We start from the raw sequence: 19,440 nt of genomic DNA, 5'->3' as shown, positions 1-19,440 counted from the left end.
GAGCAGGTTATTTCGGGCTGTCCGACGCGATCACGCGCCGCCCGTTGACTGGCCACGAAGGATTCGTTCGATCCGGTCCAGTAGCTCGCTCGGGTTTTGGTGGGCGCCGTCTTTCCAGGCGACGAGGGCTTGAGCAGGTTGATCGGTTGAACGGTCAGATACATCCCGAGCATCACCGTCGCGGTCGTCTCGTTGCTGACATCAGCGGGCTGGTAGGCGATTTCGACCTGCAACCGCTCGGTACCAGCCGCCGCGTTCGGAACGAGCTTGGGCTCGATCGAACGGACATCCTCGCGCCGAATATTGGTCAACTCGCTGCCGCGCTCTGCTATTCGCACAGTCAACACCGACGGGGTGATACGAAGAAGTGATCGGCGCCAGATCCAGATGGAGGTTCCCATCAATAAGGCGGAGATGGCTAGCAGGATGACCCCGCCGTACCACAGCCAAGCCGGATTGCCCGGTCTGAACCCCAAATCGACCATGGCGATTCCTGTCAGCGGGAGAAGCAGTGTGGTGCTGTAGGCGCTGCCCTCGTACCAGGGAATGTAGCGGCAGACGATCTCATCGCCGGTCCGGCTGACCGCGGCACGAAAAATCCGCCGCGGACCGATAAGGATGACCGCGCCGATCGCAGCGAGGACGACAGACAAAGACCAACTGGCTCCGACCATTAGGCCGATGACCGCCATTAGGCACGAGGCGCCACCGAAGGAATGGCGCAGCGCCCGCCTCCGACGGTATTTCGCGGTGCCGTCGGCCATCAGTGACCGTCTCGTGTTGCGGTTACGGGGTCGGGGTGCCGACCCACAGACACTGAGCACGTCGGCCCCGGTCGGGCGGTCACTGTGGATTGCCTCGAAGAATCCCTTCGACCCGGTCCAGCAGCTCGCTCGGGTTTTGGTGGGCGCCGTCTTTCCAGGCGACGAGCGCGTTGAGCAGGTTGATCGGCTGAACAGTCAGCCGCAGGCCAAGCAGCACGGTCTTGACATCCCCGCCGGCGTCCGCGGGTTGGTAAGTGATGGCGACCTGTAACGACGTACCACCTGCCGGCTGCGGGAGGTGCCTGGGCTCGATCGACTCAACGAGCTCACGCCGGATTTCGGTCAAGTCGCCCTTACCCTCGGCCAATCGCACGGTCAACATCCGCGAGCTGAAGCAGAGGAGGCAACGTCGCCACATGCGAACGACGCCCCACACCGTCAATGGGGTCACACCAAGAAGGAGGAATCCGGTGAAGCGCAGCCATGCCGGATTGCCGGGAGCGAACCCCAAGGCGACCGACGCGACTCCCATCAGCGGGAGCAACATTGTCGTGCTGTAGGCGTTGCCCTCGTACCAGGGAATGTAGCGGCAGACGATCGTGTCAACGGTCCGGCTGACCGCGGCGCGAAAAATCCGGCGCTGACCCATGAGGATGATGCCTCCGGTCGCAGCGACGGCGAGAGAAAGAGACCAACTAGATCCGACCAGCACGTTGATAACGGCCAACAGGCACAAGGCGCCACCGAAGGAATAGCGCAGCACCCGCCAGCGGCCCTTTGCCTTGCCGCCGGCCATCACGGCCCCTCTCGCGTTCCGATCACCCGGGCGCGTTGCTGACTGGGGGGCGCCGGATTTGCCGCCGGACCCGGTCGGGCGGTCAGCCAGATATGTGCCCGATCCACCGGCGAATCGTGTAGCGCGGTTACCGTCAGCTGCGCAATAAAGGTCTCCTGTTCGGCGGTGATGATCCGGGACTGTGACGCGCTGTCGATGGTGCCGAGCTCATGGGCGATCTGCATCGTGAGCGCCCCCACCATACCGACGCCCTCTTTGGCTCGGGTGAATTCTCGATGTAGTTCATGACATTTTGGCACCGACTGCGACTGCTGCTCGGACAACATGGCGAACACTCCGTCGGGATCCAGGGGGGTCTCGACGCAATGCATCGTCAACACCGCGTTGGCGCAGAACACGTCGATGAGCGGGTCGTCGCGCCAAACCCAGACCCGTGTACCGATGGCGGAATCGAAGAGTTCCCAACGTGGTGGCACCCCCACCTCAACAAGGAATCTGGCAAACCGATCGACCGGAGACACAGCGAGGCCATGCTGTTTGGTGAACTCATCGAATCGCATCGCGGTCGTCCTATCCGAAGCCGAAGACGGATTCGACGCCGTGCACCACGCTCCCGACCGCATCCGAAACTGGCTCCCAGCTCACTTCGACCGCTTTGGACGCCGCGAAGGCGGCGATTGCTCCGGCACCGGCACCCACCACCAGACCAACCGCAGTCCCTGCGCCCGGAACAATCGAACCGACCAGCGCACCAGCCTGCGCGCCCGCCCACAGACCGGCGGCGACGCCCGCACCCTCCCGGGTGACGGCCTCCGCAACCGAGTTCCCGTCGTGGATATCGGACATGACAGCGGGTACCGCGCTGGCGGCAGCAACCACCCCGCCGACGCGGGAGAATCCCTTCAGCTCGATGCCGCCGATCTTCGGGTCCTCGAACCACTTCAATAAGCCCGGGTCAGCCTTACCGGGTCCCGTGCCCGGCGACTCGGCGATCAGCTTGGTCGTCGCCCCACGCACGCCGTCGGCGGTACCACCGGCGATCGCGCCCGCGGTCCCGGTCAGCACCTCGCCCTTCGTCGGGGCCAAGGCGGGTCCACCGCCGGGTTGGCCGGCCGGTGCCGGGTCGGCACCCGCCGGTGCGGGTGCCGCCGGGGCAGGTGTGAGGTCGTAACCGTCCGCGTGCAGGGTCCCCATCGCGTTCTGAAACGAGTTGGCGTAGCCGTCGCGGGTCGATTGCAGCTGGCCCAGCGCGGCTTTGGTGTCGCGGATCGCGTCGTCTTCGCGACCGCTGATGAACGCGTCCAGCGCGTGTCGGTCCTCCGCGGTGAGGGTGGGATCTTTTTCCAGCTCCACCGCTTGACCGATGAAGCCGTCCAGCTGCTGCAACTGACCTTCGAGCGCCGCGATCTGTCCGGCCGCGGCCTTTTGCGCCTCGGCCAGGTTGGCGGCGATGTTTTCCAGGTCGGCACCGATCTTGGGCAGCTGCAAGGACTGCGCCCCAAGGGCTTTCGTCACTCGCTGGACCTCGTCTGACCCAGTGATCGGATGGTCCCCGTTCTGATGGTTCCAGGCGGCGTCGAAGCGGCTGCGGGCCTGGTCGAACGCATTGGTGGCCTCGGCGGTGCATCGGCCCGCCTTGAGGAAAGCCTCCGCCAGCTGAGATATCTGAAACGGGTTACCGGCCTGCAGGCTCTGATTGATTGCCCACGGATCACCACCGGCCTCGGCGATCAGCGCCGCGACACTGATGTAGCGCAGTTGCATGGAATCGTCAGGGCTTCTTGGTTAGGCCGGGCCTGAGCGAGCACCGGTAGCTGGTCGGCGACATCACGCGGCAGACCGATCCCCCGCCACGCCGTCGACAAGGTTACCGCCCTAGAACGTGTTGACCTTCTCGATGCTGACGAACATGCCGTGCTTGGTCTGGTCGTTGGTGAAGCGAGTGCCGTCGGTATTGGCGATGATCGTCCAGCCCTGGGCGGCATAGGTCTGGTAGTCGATCCTGACGGTCGGGATGGCCCCCAGGTTGCCCAGCACCCACTGCACCTTGCCGCCGGTGGTGATGCTGACGCCGTTGGCGTGCTCACCGTCCTGCAGCGGGGAGTTGGTGAATGGCGCCTCGCAGCCGACGGTGTCCTTATTGATCTGGCAGCGGGTCACGCCGGATTTGGTCTCGATGAAGACGTAGCCGTTCTGGTCGGGCGGCAGCGGAATGGCCCCGGCCGGATTCGTGGGGCCGGTCGGCGCGGCCGGAGCCGTCGGGACCGGAGCGGCGGTCGCCGACGGCGACGACGGCGTGGATCGAGGCGTGGGGAAGGACGGTTCGCTCGCGCCCGCCCCGGGCGAAGCCACCGGCCGGCCGCCGATGACGGAGCTGCAGCCGGACACCAGCCCGGGGCCGGCGAACAGGGCTACGAGCAGCAGCGAACCACCGGCCAGGCTCCGCCGCGCATTATCCGAAAACCGCACCCGCCGCTCCCCAGACGATTCGAATGGCGGCACTCAGGTTACCCACCCTCCGACGACAGTCGCTGCACTCGAGTGCCTATCGATGCGGCGCCGATGGTGAAGCTTTACCGCCGCGTGACCGACTCGCGGGGCGACTGTGCGCCGCCACCGCTGGCCCCGGGAACAACACGGGACCGCGGGCCGTTAACATGATCGACAAGTTGAGTGAACCAGGCTCAAGACTAGGTTGACAGCCTATCGCCCTCGGGGGCAGGCTTGAGCGGGGTTCACTCAGCATAGTGGCACCAGACAAGCTCTACACAATCAGGAGGAATCACTATGGCTCGTGCGGTCGGTATCGACCTCGGGACCACCAACTCCGTCGTCGCAGTCCTCGAAGGCGGTGACCCCGTCGTCGTCGCCAACTCCGAGGGCTCGCGGACCACCCCGTCCATCGTCGCGTTCGCGCGCAACGGCGAGGTGCTCGTCGGCCAGCCCGCCAAGAACCAGGCGGTCACCAACGTCGACCGCACCATCCGTTCGGTCAAGCGGCACATGGGCACCGACTGGTCCATCGAGATCGATGACAAGAAATACACCGCCCAGGAGATCAGCGCCCGCGTGCTGATGAAGCTGAAGCGCGACGCCGAGGCATACCTGGGTGAGGACGTCACCGACGCGGTGGTCACCGTGCCGGCGTACTTCAACGACGCCCAGCGTCAGGCGACCAAGGAAGCCGGCCAGATCGCCGGCCTGAACGTCCTGCGCATCGTCAACGAGCCGACCGCCGCCGCGCTGGCCTACGGCCTGGACAAGGGCGAGAAGGAGCAGACCATCCTGGTCTTCGACCTCGGTGGTGGCACGTTCGACGTGTCGTTGCTCGAGATCGGCGAGGGCGTGGTCGAGGTCCGCGCCACCAGCGGTGACAACCACCTCGGTGGGGACGACTGGGACGACCGCGTCGTCGACTGGCTCGTCGACAAGTTCAAGGGCACCAGCGGAATTGACCTGACCAAGGACAAGATGGCGATGCAGCGGCTGCGTGAGGCCGCGGAGAAGGCCAAGATCGAACTCTCGAGTTCGCAGAGCACCTCGATCAACCTGCCTTACATCACCGTCGACGCGGACAAGAACCCGCTGTTCCTCGACGAGCAGCTCACGCGCGCCGAATTCCAGCGCATCACACAGGATCTGCTGGACCGCACCCGTCAGCCCTTCCAGTCCGTGATCAAGGACGCCGGCATCTCGGTCTCCGAGATCGACCACGTGGTCCTGGTGGGTGGTTCCACCCGGATGCCCGCGGTGACAGAACTGGTCAAGGAGCTCACCGGCGGCAAGGAGCCCAACAAGGGCGTCAACCCCGACGAGGTGGTGGCCGTGGGTGCCGCTCTTCAGGCTGGCGTGTTGAAGGGCGAGGTGAAAGACGTTCTGCTGCTTGACGTTACGCCGCTAAGCTTGGGTATCGAGACCAAGGGTGGCGTGATGACCAAGCTCATCGAGCGCAACACCACGATCCCGACCAAGCGGTCGGAGACCTTCACCACGGCCGATGACAACCAACCGTCGGTGCAGATCCAGGTCTACCAGGGTGAGCGCGAAATCGCCTCGCACAACAAGCTGCTCGGCTCCTTCGAGCTGACCGGCATCCCGCCGGCGCCCCGCGGCGTCCCGCAGATCGAGGTCACCTTCGACATCGACGCCAACGGCATCGTGCACGTCACGGCCAAGGACAAGGGCACCGGCAAGGAGAACACGATCAAAATCCAGGAGGGCTCCGGCCTGTCCAAGGAGGAGATCGACCGGATGATCAAGGATGCCGAGGCGCACGCCGAGGAGGACCGCCAGCGCCGCGAGGAGGCCGACGTCCGCAACCAGGCCGAATCGCTGGTCTACCAGACGGAGAAGTTCGTCAAGGACCAGCGCGAAGCCGAGGGCGGGTCGAAGGTTCCCGAGGACACGCTGTCCAAGGTCGACGCCGCGATCGCCGAGGCCAAGACGGCTCTGGGCGGCACCGACATCACCGCGATCAAGTCGGCGATGGAGAAGCTGGGTCAGGAGTCGCAGGCGCTCGGGCAGGCCATCTACGAGGCCACCCAGGCCGCGGGCGAGCAGGCGGACGCGACCGGTGGTGGGCAGGCTGGCTCCGCTGACGACGTCGTGGACGCGGAGGTGGTCGACGACGACCGGGAGTCCAAGTGACAGAAGGAAACCCACAAGAACAGGTGACCGTCACCGACAAGCGGCGAATCGATCCTGAGACCGGTGAAGTACGGCAGGTCCCTCCCGGCGATACGCCGGGAGGGCCGGCCCCGGCCGACGAGCCGGCGGTTCAGGGCGAGGGCAAGCTCGCCGAGCTGACCGCCGATCTGCAACGCGTGCAGGCCGACTTCGCGAACTACCGCAAGCGGGCGCTGCGCGACCAGCAGGCGGCGGCGGACCGGGCCAAGGCCGCCGTCGTCAACCAATTGCTGGGCGTGCTCGACGATCTCGACCGGGCGCGCAAGCACGGCGACCTCGAGTCGGGCCCGCTGAAGGCGGTGGCCGACAAGCTGGAGGGCGCGCTGACCGGGCTCGGCCTGACGGCGTTCGGCGAGGAGGGCGAGGACTTCGACCCGGTGCTGCACGAAGCCGTCCAGCACGAGGGCGACGGATCTCGCCCGGTGATCGGCACCGTCATGCGGCAGGGCTACAAGCTCGGCGATCAAATCCTGCGCCACGCCATGGTCGGCGTCGTCGACACGGTCGACGACGGCGACGAATCGGCCTCGGCCGGTGAGGCTGAGGAAACCGCGCCGGTCGAATCGGACGATAACGCCGGCACGTCCGGTGACTAGACCACACAATCAGCACAACGCAACGCCACAGGTGAGGGGGTGACGCGACATGGCCCAGCGTGAATGGGTCGAAAAAGACTTCTACAAGGAGCTGGGCGTCTCCTCTGACGCCAGTCCCGAAGAGATCAAACGCGCCTACCGCAAACTGGCGCGCGATCTGCACCCGGACGCCAACCCGGACAATCCCGCCGCCGGTGAACGATTCAAAGCCGTGTCGGAGGCGCACAACGTGTTGTCCGATCCGGCCAAGCGCAAGGAATACGACGAAACCCGAAGGCTGTTCGCCGGCGGCGGTTTTGGCGGGCGCCGGTTCGATACCGGCGGCTTCGGTGGCTTCAACGTCGGCGGCGATGGGGCGGAGTTCAACCTCAACGATCTGTTCGATGCCGCCGGCCGCAGCGGTGGCACCAACATCGGCGACCTGTTCGGCGGATTGTTCGGGCGCGGCGCCGGCGGCCGGCCCAGCCGGCCGCGCCGCGGCAACGACCTCGAGACCGAGACCCAGCTGGATTTCGTCGAGGCCGCCAAGGGTGTGGCGATGCCGCTGCGGCTGACCAGCCCGGCGCCGTGCACCAACTGCCATGGCAGCGGGGCGCGGCCGGGCACCAGCCCGAAGGTGTGTCCCACCTGCAACGGCTCCGGCGTGATCAACCGCAACCAGGGCGCGTTCGGTTTCTCCGAGCCCTGCACCGATTGCCGGGGCAGCGGCTCGATCATCGAGCACCCCTGCGAGGAGTGCAAGGGCACCGGGGTGACCACCCGGACCCGCACCATCAACGTGCGCATCCCGCCCGGCGTCGAGGACGGACAGCGCATCCGGCTGCCCGGCCAGGGTGAGGCCGGTCTGCGCGGCGCGCCGTCGGGTGACCTGTACGTGACGGTGCATGTGCGCCCGGACAAGGTGTTCGGCCGCGACGGCGACGACCTGACCGTCACCGTTCCGGTCAGCTTCACCGAATTGGCTTTGGGTTCAACCATTTCGGTGCCTACGCTGGACGGCAAAGTCGGTGTCCGGGTGCCCAAGGGAACTTCCGACGGCCGGATCTTGCGAGTGCGCGGACGCGGTGTGCCCAAGCGCAGCGGCGGCAACGGCGACCTGCTGGTCACCGTAAAGGTCGCCGTGCCACCGAATCTGGAGGGCGCGGCCCAGGAGGCGCTGGAGGCGTACGCCGCCGCCGAGCGCTCCAGCGGGTTTGACCCCCGGGCAGGATGGGCGGGTAATCGCTGATGGCCAAGGGCTCGAGCAATTCAAGAAATGAGGATGCCCGAACGTTCCTGATCTCGGTCGCCGCCGAGCTGGCCGGTATGCACGCCCAAACCCTGCGCACCTACGACCGCCTCGGCCTGGTCAGCCCGCGCCGCACTTCCGGTGGGGGACGCCGCTATTCGGAGCACGACGTCGACCTGCTGCGTGAGGTGCAGCGGCTCTCGCAGGACGAGGGGGTCAACCTCGCCGGCATCAAGCGGATCATCGAGCTGACCAACCAGGTCGAGGCGCTGCAGGCACGGATCAAAGAGTTGAACGAGGAATTGGCGCAGCTGCGCGCCAGCCAGCGCCGCGACGTGGCGGTGGTGCCCAAGAGCACCGCGCTGGTGGTGTGGCAGCCGCGCCGGGGGCGTTAATCGTCGGGAAGTTCGCTTGCGCCCCAAGGGTTCCTGTCTCCGGGGCACACAACATTCGCAAAAGCGCTAGCGCATGTGCTAGCGCTTTTCGCATGCTCCTGGTGATCAGCAGACAGCGATTGCGGTGACCCAGGTGGTCACTGTGATCGCACCCGGATCGAAAACTGCGTCACCACCGGCTCATCCGGCGAAGCGCAGCGATAGCCGCCGCGGCGCAGCGTGTCGGTCGGTGCGGCCATCGGCTCGAAACAGATGATGGCCTTGGACGGATCGTCGACCGGCGGCGCGAAGATCTGCGCCGCCGGATAGCCCCGCTCGAAATGCACCTCGATGCGGCGTCCGCCCCCGGACACCGCGAACACCGCGTCCTCGGTGACGTCGTCGCAGGCATCGTCAAAGGCCTTGTCGCGCAACGCCTCTTCGCGTGCCGGCTGCAGCTCGGTCTCTCCGGTGGGCAGCCCCCTGTCGTCAAGATTCAGGTGCCGCAGCGCCGGCGTCTCGACGACCCAGTCACCGCGGGGCACGTTTGGCAGCTGCAGGTAGGGATGAAACCCGAAGCACAGCGGCACCGCCGAGTCGCCGGTGGCGGCGACGGTGGTCCGCACCGTCAGGGCGCGATCGGCCAGTCGCGCGGTCACCGTCAGCACATGCGGGTACGGGAAGCTGGCCAGCAGTCGTGGATCGGCACCGAAATCCAATAGAGCGGTCAGCTCGTTCGGGGACTCGTCCGTCACCCGCCAGCCGGGATAGGCGGCCAGGACGCCGTGGATCGGCAACCCGTTGGGGTCGGCGCGCACCCCGTTCTCACCCGGCGTCAGGTCCACCGTCGCGCCCTGCGCGGTATAGGTGTTCCCGCCCAACCGGTTTGCCCACGGATACAGGATCGGGATGCCCATCGTCTTGCCGTCGCTGACATAGGCGTCCAGACCGCGACGTTGGCCGAGCAACTCCGCGTCGGCGTCGCGCAGCGACGTGCCGATCATCCCCGCGTCCGGAACGAACTGGGCAACCAGTGGCGACGAAGGATCGCGCAGGGTGACGACGTGCATGGCTACCTCCAGAGCGGATCGTGCTGAATGCGTTCGGGCGGAGCGCCTTTGGCGAGCAGCGCGGACTTGGTGGCGCTGACCATCGCTGGCCCGCCGCAGATCAGGATCTGACGGTCGCCCCAGCCGCCGTACTTGGTCACCACGTCGGGCAGCCGGCCGATCTGGTGCACGTGCAGGCCCCGCGGCGGCGTGACGTCGGGATAGTCGGCGGCCCACGCCGGGTCGGCGCTGTACTCCGAGACCGGCGACACCGACAGCCACGGGTTGTGCGACGCGACCTGCCACAGGGTGGGCAGGTCGTAGAGTTCGCAGCGGTAGCGCGCGCCGAAGAACAGATGTATCCGCGGGTTGACCGCGTAGCGGGACAGGTCCATGATGAGCGCCCGCAGCGGCGCCAGGCCCGTGCTGCCGGCGACCATCAGCACGTCGCCGCCGTCTCGGTCGACACCCAGGCCGCCGTGTGGGCTGGACAGCCGCCACCGGTCGCCGATGCGGGTTTCGTTGACGATCGCCGTGCTGACCAGGCCGCCCGGCACCAGGCGCACGTGGAACTCGATCCCGCCGCTGGGATCGGCGGGAATGGCGGGGCTCAGATACCGCCAGCGGCGCGGGCATTGCGGCACATGGGCGTTGACGTATTGCCCGGGGTGGTAGTGCATCGGCTGGTCGAGCTGCAGCCGCACGACCGCCAGATCCCGCGACACCCGCAGGTGTTCGATGACGGTGCCGTCCCACCAGGCGGGTCCCTCCTCGGCGTCCGCGGCGCCGCTCATCACCCCGGTGATCAGGTTCAGCGACTGCCTGGCCGCGTCGTCGACCGCGCCGGTCCAGGCCGCACCCAGATGCGAGCGCAGCGTCGCCAGCAATGCGCGGCCCAGGGTGTCGTAATGATGCGGCAGCACACCGTATTTGCGATGGTCCCGCCCGAGCTGGGCCAAAAACGCCACCGGCTCCCGCGCGCGCCGCGCGACCAGTTCGCCGTACACCCAGTGCAACGCGTGGCCGAAAGCGGCGCGCTGGGCGCTCATTTCGGGTGGGAAGAGATCGCGCACCGAGGCGTCGAGGGCGAACCAATGGGTGTAGAAGCGGTGCACCAGCTCGCCGGAATCACCCTGGGAGCCCGAGCGGCCCGCGGCGTCCGGTTCGAAGGCGTCGCGCAGCACGGCCAGCGCTTGGACGTCCTCGAGGCTCACGGGCCCCGATTCTAGGCTCGGATTCCGTGGATTCAGCCCTGCCGGACGACGTTGGCTGTCCCGGCGCTGACGATCTTGGGTGAACCCCAGTGGTAGACAACGACGTTGCCGGCTCCGGATGCGCTCAGCGCGTCCGTGCTGTCGACCGCGACGCGATTGTCGTTGCCGGAGACGGTGACGCTGGTGCAGTGGCCCGTGAGGGTGATCGTGTTGTTCTTTCCGCTCACCGACAGGTAGCCGGCGTGGCAGGGCAGCGTCTTCGTCGTACCGGCGCCGCTCACCTGCAGCGTCCCGGCGTCGGGCACCTCACTGGACTGGCTGCCGTGGGCGAGGTCGGTATGCAGGCCGACCGAGACAAGGCCCGCGACCGCCACTCCGGCGAGGGCGGCCAGCCATAAGCTCCTGCCCCGGCGCGGGGTTCGGGTGGGGTCGGCGGCCTGGTCGGGGTGTTGCATCGTCTGCGTCATCGCTACGGGGGTACCCCGTACGGCGTAGTGCCCAAAACTCGGTAGAGTTGAGCGGAACAGACTCAACATTGACGACGTTGAACAAGCAGACAAGCATTTTTGCCAGCTCCCTTTCGACCCGAATGGAGGCGTCGTGGACTCTTTCAACCCGACCACCAAGACCCAGGCGGCGCTGACCTCGGCGCTGCAGGCGGCCTCGGCCGCCGGTAACCCGGAGATCCGGCCCGCCCACCTGCTGATGGCGTTGCTGACCCAGGCGGACGGCATCGCCGCGCCGCTGCTGGAGGCCGTGGGGGTCGCGCCCGCCACCATCCGCGCCGAAGCCGAGCGCCTGCTCGAGCGGCTGCCGCAGGCCAGCGGCGCCAGCTCGCAGCCGCAGCTCTCGCGCGAGTCGCTGGCCGCAATCACCACCGCCCAGCAACTGGCCACCGAGATGGACGACGAATACGTCTCCACCGAACACCTGATGGTCGGCCTTGCCACCGGCGACTCCGACGTCGCCAAGCTGCTCACCGGGCACGGCGCGTCGCCGCAGGCGTTGCGGGAGGCGTTCGTCAAGGTCCGCGGCAGCGCCCGGGTCACCAGCGCCGACCCCGAGGCCACCTATCAGGCGCTGGAGAAGTACTCGACCGACCTGACCGCGCGCGCCCGCGAGGGCAAGCTCGACCCGGTTATCGGGCGTGACAACGAGATTCGCCGCGTCGTGCAGGTGTTGAGCCGGCGCACCAAGAACAACCCGGTGCTGATCGGCGAGCCCGGCGTCGGCAAGACCGCGATCGTGGAGGGCCTGGCCCAGCGCATCGTCGCCGGCGACGTGCCGGAGAGCCTGCGCGACAAGACCGTCATCAGCCTGGACCTCGGCTCGATGGTCGCCGGCGCCAAGTACCGCGGCGAATTCGAGGAACGCCTCAAGGCCGTCCTGGACGACATCAAGAACTCCGCCGGGCAGATCATCACCTTCATCGACGAGCTGCACACCATCGTCGGCGCCGGCGCGACCGGCGAGGGTGCGATGGACGCCGGCAACATGATCAAGCCGATGCTGGCCCGCGGCGAGCTGCGCCTGGTCGGCGCCACCACGCTCGACGAGTACCGCAAGTACATCGAGAAGGACGCCGCGCTGGAGCGCCGCTTCCAGCAGGTGCTGGTCGGCGAGCCGTCGGTGGAGGACACCGTCGGCATCCTGCGCGGGCTCAAGGACCGCTACGAGGTGCACCACGGTGTCCGCATCACCGACTCGGCCCTGGTGGCCGCGGCGACGCTGTCCGACCGCTACATCACCGCGCGGTTCCTGCCGGACAAGGCCATCGACCTGGTCGACGAGGCCGCCAGCCGGCTGAAGATGGAGATCGACTCGCGGCCCGTCGAGATCGACGAGGTCGAGCGCCTGGTTCGCCGCCTCGAGATCGAGGAGATGGCGCTGGCCAAAGAAGAGGACGAGGCGTCCAAAGAGCGGCTGGAGAAGCTGCGCTCCGAGCTGGCCGACCAGAAGGAGAAGCTCGCCGAGCTCACCACGCGCTGGCAGAACGAGAAGAACGCGATCGACGTGGTGCGCGAGCTCAAGGAGCAGCTCGAGGCGCTGCGCGGGGAGTCCGAGCGCGCCGAGCGCGACGGCGACCTGGCCAAGGCCGCCGAGCTGCGCTACGGCCGCATCCCCGAGGTCGAGAAGAAACTCGACGCCGCGCTTCCGCAGGCCGAGGCCCGCGAGAACGTAATGCTCAAGGAGGAGGTCGGCCCCGACGACATCGCCGACGTGGTGTCGGCGTGGACCGGCATCCCGGCCGGACGGATGCTCGAGGGCGAGACCGCCAAACTGCTGCGCATGGAAGACGAGCTGGGCAAGCGCGTCATCGGGCAGCGCAAGGCGGTGACGGCGGTGTCCGACGCCGTGCGGCGCGCCCGCGCGGGCGTCGCCGACCCCAACCGGCCGACCGGTTCGTTCATGTTCCTGGGCCCGACCGGTGTCGGTAAGACCGAGCTGGCCAAGGCGCTGGCGGAATTCCTGTTCGACGACGAGCGCGCGATGGTCCGCATCGACATGAGCGAGTACGGCGAGAAGCACTCGGTGGCCCGGCTGGTCGGCGCCCCTCCCGGCTACATCGGCTACGACCAGGGCGGTCAGCTGACCGAGGCGGTGCGGCGGCGTCCGTACACGGTGATCCTGTTCGACGAGATCGAGAAGGCGCACCCGGACGTGTTCGACGTGCTGTTGCAGGTGCTCGACGAGGGCCGGCTCACCGACGGGCAGGGCCGCACGGTCGACTTCCGCAACACCATCCTGATCCTGACGTCCAACCTGGGCTCGGGCGGCACCGAGGAGCAGGTGATGGCCGCGGTGCGCTCGGCGTTCAAGCCGGAGTTCATCAACCGGCTCGACGACGTCATCGTCTTCGCCGGCCTGGAGCCCGGTGAGCTGGTGGCCATCGTCGACATCCAGCTGGCGCAGCTGCAGAAGCGGCTGGCGCAGCGCCGCCTCACCCTCGAGGTGTCGCTGCCGGCCAAGCAGTGGCTGGCGCATCGGGGATTCGACCCGGTCTACGGCGCGCGGCCGCTGCGCCGGCTGGTGCAACAGGCCATCGGCGACCAGCTGGCCAAGCTGTTGCTGGCCGGCGACGTGCACGACGGCGACACCGTGCCGGTGAACGTCAGCCCCGACGGCGACTCCCTGATCCTGGGCTGAGCCGCGCGCTCGAACGTCGACTTGTTGTGGTTCTTTCCCCGGAAACCGCCCAACAAGTCGACGTTCGGCGATTGGACGCGCATTGGTAGCGTCCCACCGACGGCAGATCGGAGGCCAACATGGCGTGGGACTTCAGCACCGAGCCGGATTTCCAGGCGAAGCTCGACTGGGTCGAGGATTTTTGCCGCGAGGAGATCGAGCCGCTGGACTTCGTGTTCCCCTACGCGGTGCGCTCGCCCGATCCCCGGGTGAAGGCCTACGTGCGCGGTCTGCAGCAGCAGATCAAGGACCAGGGGCTGTGGGCGATCTTCCTCGACGAGGAGTTGGGTGGCCCCGGTTTCGGTCAGCTCAAGCTGGCGCTACTGAACGAGGTCATCGGCCGCTACCCGCAGGCCCCGCAGATGTTCGGCGCCGCCGCACCCGACACCGGCAACATGGAGATGCTCGCCGCGTTCGGCACCGAGGAGCAGAAGAAGCGGTGGCTCGAGCCGCTGCTCAACCAGGACATGTTCTCGGCGTATTCGATGACCGAGCCACAGGGCGGATCCGACCCCAGCCTGTTCAAGACCCACGCCGTGCGCGACGGCGACGAATGGGTCATCAACGGCGAGAAGTGGTTCACCTCGGCGGGACGGGTGGCCGACATCCTTTTCGTGATGTGCACCAACGGCATGTTCGTCGTGCCGCGCCGCACCCCGGGCGTCGAGATCCAGCCCGAGCCGCGCAACCACAACCACATCATCTACAACGACGTCCGGGTTCCGCTCGACCACCTGCTCGGCCCCGAGGACGGCGCCAAGACGCTGGCCCAGCGTCGGCTCGGCGGTGGCCGCATCCACCACGCGATGCGCACCATCGCCCAGTGCCGGCTCGCGTTCGACATGATGTGCGAGCGGGCGCTGTCGCGGGAGTCGCACGGCAAGGTCATCGCGGAGCATCAGATGGTGCAGGAGAAGATCGCCGACTCCTACGCCGCGATCCGCATGCTGCGGCTGCTGGTGCTCGAAACGGCGTGGAAGATCGACAATTCCAGCACCAAGGAGGCCCGCACCGACATCGCGACGGTCAAGTTCACGATGGCCAAGGTGCTGCGCGACGTGTCGTACAACGCCCTGCACATCCTCGGGTCACTCGGAACCACCGACCTGACGCCGCTGCAGGCGATGTATGCGAGCGCGCCGACGATGGGGCTGGCCGACGGCGCCGACGAGGTCCACAAGGCCACCGTCGCCCGGCGCCTGCTGCGCGACTACAGCCCGCAGCAGCATCCGTACTGGCCGACGGAGTACTTCCCCGCCAAGCGGGAGGCGGCGTGGGCGAAATTCGAGCCGAAGTTCCAGGCAGAACCCGAACTGCGGGCCGCGGCCGAGGACTCCAAGAAGTACTTCGCCCGCCGGCGCTGACGCCCGCCCGGGCCGCACTGCATCCTGTGATTGGGTTGTGACCTGGTCGCCTTCTGTGTTCCGGGCCAATAGCAGATACGCTGTTTTGGATGGTCCCCCTCTGGTTCACGCTCTCCGCGCTGTGCTTCGTCGGCGCGGGGGTGCTGCTGTACGTCGATGTCGACCGTCGGCGCGGACGCAGCAGGCGCCGTAAGTCGTGGGCGCGGTCGCACGGATTCGACTACGAGCGGGAATCGGCCGACATCCTCAAGCGCTGGAAGCGCGGCGTGATGTCGACGGTGGGTGACGTGACCGCGCAGAACGTGGTGCTGGGCCAGATCCGCGGCGAGGCGGTCTACATCTTCGACCTCGAAGAGGTCGCCACGGTGATCGCGCTGCACCGCAAGGTTGGCACCAACGTCGTGGTGGACCTGCGGCTCAAGGGGCTCAAAGAGCCACGGGAGAGCGACATTTGGCTGCTGGGCGCGATCGGGCCGCGGATGGTGTACTCCACCAACCTGGACGCCGCCCGCCGGGCCTGCGACCGCCGCATGGTCACCTTCGCCCACACCGCGCCGGATTCCGCCGAGATCATGTGGAACGAGCAGAACTGGACGCTGGTCGCCATGCCGATCACCAGCACCCGCACCCAGTGGGACGAGGGTCTGCGCACCGTGCGGCAGTTCAACGACCTGTTGCGCGTGCTGCCGCCGCTGCCGGAGGAGACCCCGCAGGAGTCCGGGGCACCGGCGGGACCGCGCAACGCGTCGCCGAGCCGCCCGTTGGCGCCGGCGGGCCGCGCCGAGCTGCCGCCCCGGCGCGCGCAGCAGGATGTGGCCGGCCTGCTCGGGCCCGACGCCGCGCCGGGCCGCCGCGCGGCCGAGCCGGTGCGCCGCGACCAGCCGCGACCGGAGCCGCGCCCCGATACGCTGCGCCGCCCGCCCCCGACCGGGCGCAACGGCCACCAGGCCACCAACTATCAGCGCTGACGGCGGGTAGCCGGGAGGCCGGTGGGGCCGCCGTCACTAGGATGGCGCTCATGCCCCGCCCCGTCGCCCTGATCACCGGGCCCACCTCCGGGATCGGCGCCGGGTACGCGCGACGCTTCGCCCGCGACGGCTACGACCTGGTGCTGGTCGCCCGCGACGCCGAACGGTTGAACCGGCTGGCGGACGAATTGAAGAGCACCGCAGGCGACGTCGAGGTTCTCCCCGCCGACTTGGGCGATGCGGCCGACCGGCAACGGGTGTGCGGTCGCCTCGCCGCCGGAGTGCGCGTCCTGGTGAACAACGCCGGCTTCGCGACGTCCGGCGACTTCTGGTCCACCGACCCCGCCGTGCTGCAATCCCAGCTCGACGTCAACGTCACCGCGGTCATGCACCTGACCCGGGCGGCGCTGCCGGGCATGCTCGACGCGGGCGCCGGCACGGTCATCAACATCGCCAGCGTCGCCGGGCTGGTGCCCGGGCGGGGCTCGACGTATTCGGCGTCCAAGGCGTGGGTGATCTCGTTCAGCGAGGGCTTGTCCGTCGGGCTGCAGGGCACCGGGGTTTCGGTGCACGCCGTGTGTCCGGGCTACGTGCGCACCGAATTTCACGCCCGCGCCGGCATCGACATGTCCAAGTCGCCGTCGTTCATGTGGCTCGAGGTCGACGACGTGGTCGGCCAGAGCCTCGCCGACATCGCCCGCGGCAAGGTGATCAGCATTCCCGGTCTGCAGTACAAGGCGATCATCGCCGCCGAGCGGATGATCCCGCGGACCCTGATGCGGGCGGTCACCAAACGAGTCGGTGGTGGCCGTGGCCGAACCTGAGCGCGAGGAGCTGGCCGAGCTGGTGCGCCGCCTGGCGGTGGTGCACGGCCGGGTCACGCTGTCGTCCGGCAAGGAAGCCGACTACTACGTCGACCTGCGCCGGGCGACCCTGCACCATCGCGCGTCGGCGCTGATCGGCAAGCTGATGCGCGAGCTGACCAGCGACTGGGACTACGCGGTGGTGGGCGGGCTGACCCTGGGCGCCGACCCGGTGGCCACCGCCATCATGCACGCGCCGGGCCGGCCGATCGACGCGTTCGTTGTGCGCAAGTCCGCCAAAGCCCATGGGCTGCAACGACTTATCGAAGGCTCCGAGGTCTCCGGGCAGCGGGTGCTGGTGGTCGAGGACACCAGCACCACCGGCAACTCGGCGCTCACCGCGGTGCGCGCCGTGCAGGACGCGGGCGGCGAGGTGCTGGGGGTGGCCACCGTGGTGGATCGCGCCACCGGCGCCGCCGAGGCCATCGAGGCGGAGGGGCTGCCGTACCGCAGCGTGCTGGGACTGGCCGAGCTGGGGCTGGGCTAGGTGCCGGCGACTTTTTCGATGCACCGATTGCCACACCCGCCGCAGCGGTCCCTGGCCGGGGCGATGTGCGTGGTGCCCGCCTCGCAGCGACAACGGCGTCGAGGCGCGCAGGCGCCCGACTTGTCGCTCGGAGGTGGGCAATTCGCCACTCCCTTCCGGCGGGGACTGCTGTGCCGCATGTGCCTCGCGTGGCCCATGCGTTCGGGTCCGACCCCGAGGCGCTGATTCGATGCGCGCCGTCCTTGCGATCGCCGCGTGCCTGGCGCTCTGCCTGGCCGGCTGCTCATCGACCAACCCCGCCGCCGCGCCCTACGGGGCCCAGGGCGCGCGGCTCGGCGAATCGCTGGCGCTGCTGGGCTGGAACATGTCCGTGTCGAACCTGCGCTGGGACGGCGACTATGTGCTGGTGGACGTCGACGCCAGTGTCGCGTCCGCCAAGGACGCGCAAGCCCCGCACGCCAAACCCACCGACATCCGCTTCGGCCTGTACGGCGCGCTGGCCCACCCCATGGAGGCCGACGGCCTGGGCAGCTGCGAGAACGCGAAGACCGGCGTGCACGACATTCGCGCACCGCTGTCCGCGCCGCCCGACCGGCTCACCGGCACGGTTTGCCTTGGGCCGCTGAAGGATCGGAGTCAGGTCCGCGGCATCTACGGCTACTCGCCGCGCGACCGCATCCCGAACAGCTCGTCGGCCTATCCGGTCGCCTTCCCGGTCGGCCTCCTGCCGACCAACCCCAACGACAGCGGCGGGCTGGCGGTCAAGACCGCCAGCCTGACGGCGTGGCGGGCCGACGGCAAACCGGTGACCAAGGCGCAACTGGGTGATCCGGGGGCGTTCACCGGCAACGGCTACATGCTGCTCGGGTTGGAGGCCACCGCCATCGCGGCCCGCTACCGCGACGAGTCCGCCAAGCGCGGCGGCCCGATGATGTTGCTGGCCTCGCCGACGCTGCCCGCCCCGGGACTCAACCCCGCCTGCGCGACCTACGGCTCGTCGGTGCTGATCCTGCCCGACGCGTCGCTGGACGCTGTGCACGTCAACGCCTCGCTGTGCACCCAAGGAGAGATCAACGACGCGCTGCTCTACGCGACCCTGGCCATCGACGGCACGCACGCCGGGGTGTGGACCCAGCGATGAGCGGACCCGGGCCCACCGAATGGTCCGCGACCCCGCCCGCCGGCGTCGGGCCCTGGCCGGGCGAACCACCCGACGACCCGCGGTATGACCCGATCCTGTTGCGCGAGGGCGACACCCGCAACGTCGTCGACGCCTACCGGTACTGGACCCGGGAAGCCATCGTCGCCGACATCGACCGGCGACGGCATCCGCTGCACGTGGCGATCGAGAACTTCGGTCACGACGCCAACATCGGTTCGGTGGTGCGCACCGCCAACGCCTTCGCCGTGCACACCGTGCACATCGTGGGGCGGCGGCGGTGGAATCGCCGCGGCGCCATGGTGACCGACCGCTATCAGCGGCTGTGCCACCACGACAGCACCGCCGAGCTGTTCGACTTCGCGGCGGACGCCGGCCTGACCGTCGTCGCCGTCGACAACGTCCCGGGCGCGGCGCGGCTCGAGGAGACCGCGCTGCCGCGCGAGTGCCTGCTGGTGTTCGGTCAGGAGGGGCCCGGCATCACCGACGACACCCGCAGCGGCGCGACCCTGACGGTGTCGATCGCCCAGTTCGGCTCGACGCGCAGCATCAACGCCGGCGTCGCCGCGGGGATCGCCATGCACACCTGGGTGGAGCAGCACGCCGACCTGTCCCGCGCCTGGTGACACCCGCCGGGCGCGTTGAGTGTGAACCGGCGGCGTTGATTGTGCGCTGACGGCGGGCCAGCTCGGCGTGTCGCCGCCGC

Annotated in this window: 18 protein-coding genes and 1 pseudogene; 11 read left to right on the top strand and 8 right to left on the bottom strand. The window is 68.3% G+C overall.

The genetic code is table 11. The annotated features are described in order from the left end of the window. Positions 1–30: 30 nt before the first annotated feature. From K883_RS06600 to K883_RS06580, 5 genes and pseudogenes are all read right to left on the bottom strand, one after another. Positions 31–764, bottom strand: a pseudogene (locus K883_RS06600) (hypothetical protein). A gap of 79 nt (positions 765–843) precedes the next feature. Next, positions 844–1,560, bottom strand: coding sequence for a hypothetical protein (locus K883_RS06595; RefSeq protein WP_014712489.1), 717 nt, complete (start codon positions 1,558–1,560; stop codon positions 844–846). Beyond that, entirely contained in the window at positions 1,560–2,120 is a 561-nt protein-coding gene (locus K883_RS06590) for a hypothetical protein (protein WP_014712488.1), read from the bottom strand. The genes K883_RS06595 and K883_RS06590 overlap by 1 nt, the downstream gene beginning before the upstream one ends. Positions 2,121–2,130: 10 nt before the next feature. Then, positions 2,131–3,324: a putative alpha/beta hydrolase gene (locus K883_RS06585; RefSeq protein ID WP_020823698.1), complete on the bottom strand. Its 1,194-nt coding sequence runs from the start codon at positions 3,322–3,324 to the stop codon at positions 2,131–2,133. 111 nt (positions 3,325–3,435) lie between these two features. Next, complete coding sequence (locus K883_RS06580) at positions 3,436–4,029, bottom strand: hypothetical protein (RefSeq protein ID WP_020823697.1); 594 nt, start codon at positions 4,027–4,029, stop codon at positions 3,436–3,438. A gap of 318 nt (positions 4,030–4,347) precedes the next feature. Here K883_RS06580 and dnaK point away from each other — a divergent pair, with 318 nt between their 5' ends. The 4 genes from dnaK to K883_RS06560 are packed head-to-tail and all read left to right on the top strand — an operon-like array spanning position 4,348 to position 8,465. After that, positions 4,348–6,207, top strand: coding sequence for a molecular chaperone DnaK (gene dnaK / locus K883_RS06575; RefSeq protein WP_014385934.1), 1,860 nt, complete (start codon positions 4,348–4,350; stop codon positions 6,205–6,207). Continuing rightward, the gene (grpE, locus tag K883_RS06570; RefSeq protein WP_036454061.1) at positions 6,204–6,842 is read left to right on the top strand and encodes a nucleotide exchange factor GrpE; all 639 of its coding nucleotides are present in this window, start codon (positions 6,204–6,206) and stop codon (positions 6,840–6,842) included. The genes dnaK and grpE overlap by 4 nt, the downstream gene beginning before the upstream one ends. 49 nt (positions 6,843–6,891) lie before the next feature. Then, positions 6,892–8,070, top strand: a complete 1,179-nt coding sequence (dnaJ, locus tag K883_RS06565) for a molecular chaperone DnaJ (RefSeq protein WP_020823695.1) — start codon at positions 6,892–6,894, stop codon at positions 8,068–8,070. Next, the gene (locus tag K883_RS06560; RefSeq protein ID WP_008261523.1) at positions 8,070–8,465 is read left to right on the top strand and encodes a heat shock protein transcriptional repressor HspR; all 396 of its coding nucleotides are present in this window, start codon (positions 8,070–8,072) and stop codon (positions 8,463–8,465) included. The genes dnaJ and K883_RS06560 overlap by 1 nt, the downstream gene beginning before the upstream one ends. A 137-nt stretch (positions 8,466–8,602) precedes the next feature. Here the strand turns inward: K883_RS06560 and K883_RS06555 are convergent, their stop codons facing one another. From K883_RS06555 to K883_RS06545, 3 genes are read right to left on the bottom strand one after another with little or no spacing between them, the layout of a single operon-like run. Next, the gene (locus tag K883_RS06555) at positions 8,603–9,514 is read right to left on the bottom strand and encodes an aldose 1-epimerase (RefSeq protein ID WP_020823694.1); all 912 of its coding nucleotides are present in this window, start codon (positions 9,512–9,514) and stop codon (positions 8,603–8,605) included. A gap of 2 nt (positions 9,515–9,516) precedes the next feature. Further along, complete coding sequence (locus tag K883_RS06550; protein WP_020823693.1) at positions 9,517–10,707, bottom strand: FAD-binding oxidoreductase; 1,191 nt, start codon at positions 10,705–10,707, stop codon at positions 9,517–9,519. A 32-nt stretch (positions 10,708–10,739) separates the two neighbouring features. Continuing rightward, complete coding sequence (locus K883_RS06545; protein ID WP_008261517.1) at positions 10,740–11,174, bottom strand: DUF3060 domain-containing protein; 435 nt, start codon at positions 11,172–11,174, stop codon at positions 10,740–10,742. 133 nt (positions 11,175–11,307) lie between these two features. On the opposite strand from K883_RS06545, the gene clpB reads away from it, so the two are divergent. The 7 genes from clpB to K883_RS06510 all read left to right on the top strand — a co-directional run bounded on the left by clpB (position 11,308) and on the right by K883_RS06510 (position 19,360). Continuing rightward, entirely contained in the window at positions 11,308–13,854 is a 2,547-nt protein-coding gene (clpB, locus tag K883_RS06540) for an ATP-dependent chaperone ClpB (RefSeq protein ID WP_008261516.1), read from the top strand. A gap of 119 nt (positions 13,855–13,973) precedes the next feature. Continuing rightward, the gene (locus K883_RS06535; RefSeq protein ID WP_008261510.1) at positions 13,974–15,257 is read left to right on the top strand and encodes an acyl-CoA dehydrogenase family protein; all 1,284 of its coding nucleotides are present in this window, start codon (positions 13,974–13,976) and stop codon (positions 15,255–15,257) included. Between the two features lie 89 nt (positions 15,258–15,346). Continuing rightward, complete coding sequence (ttfA, locus tag K883_RS06530) at positions 15,347–16,225, top strand: trehalose monomycolate transport factor TtfA (RefSeq protein WP_020823691.1); 879 nt, start codon at positions 15,347–15,349, stop codon at positions 16,223–16,225. Positions 16,226–16,275: 50 nt separating this feature from the next. After that, positions 16,276–17,049 carry an SDR family NAD(P)-dependent oxidoreductase gene (locus tag K883_RS06525; RefSeq protein ID WP_008261508.1) on the top strand — a complete coding sequence of 258 codons (774 nt, stop codon included), beginning with the start codon at positions 16,276–16,278 and terminating at the stop codon, positions 17,047–17,049. Next, positions 17,036–17,575 (top strand): orotate phosphoribosyltransferase, encoded by a 540-nt coding sequence (gene pyrE / locus K883_RS06520; protein WP_008261506.1) that lies wholly within the window; start codon positions 17,036–17,038, stop codon positions 17,573–17,575. The genes K883_RS06525 and pyrE overlap by 14 nt, the downstream gene beginning before the upstream one ends. Positions 17,576–17,804: 229 nt before the next feature. Beyond that, positions 17,805–18,716 (top strand): hypothetical protein, encoded by a 912-nt coding sequence (locus tag K883_RS06515; RefSeq protein ID WP_036454058.1) that lies wholly within the window; start codon positions 17,805–17,807, stop codon positions 18,714–18,716. Further along, entirely contained in the window at positions 18,713–19,360 is a 648-nt protein-coding gene (locus tag K883_RS06510) for a TrmH family RNA methyltransferase (protein WP_014381302.1), read from the top strand. Before K883_RS06515 ends, K883_RS06510 begins: the two co-directional genes overlap by 4 nt. The last annotated feature ends 80 nt before the right edge of the window (positions 19,361–19,440 follow it).

Origin of the sequence: Mycobacterium sp. TKK-01-0059 (assembly GCF_000709305.1) — a bacterium.
GTDB classification, from domain to species: Bacteria; Actinomycetota; Actinomycetes; order Mycobacteriales; family Mycobacteriaceae; genus Mycobacterium; species Mycobacterium intracellulare.
Note: the sequence above shows the minus strand (reverse complement) of the source record. Positions and strands in the feature narration are given on the sequence as shown.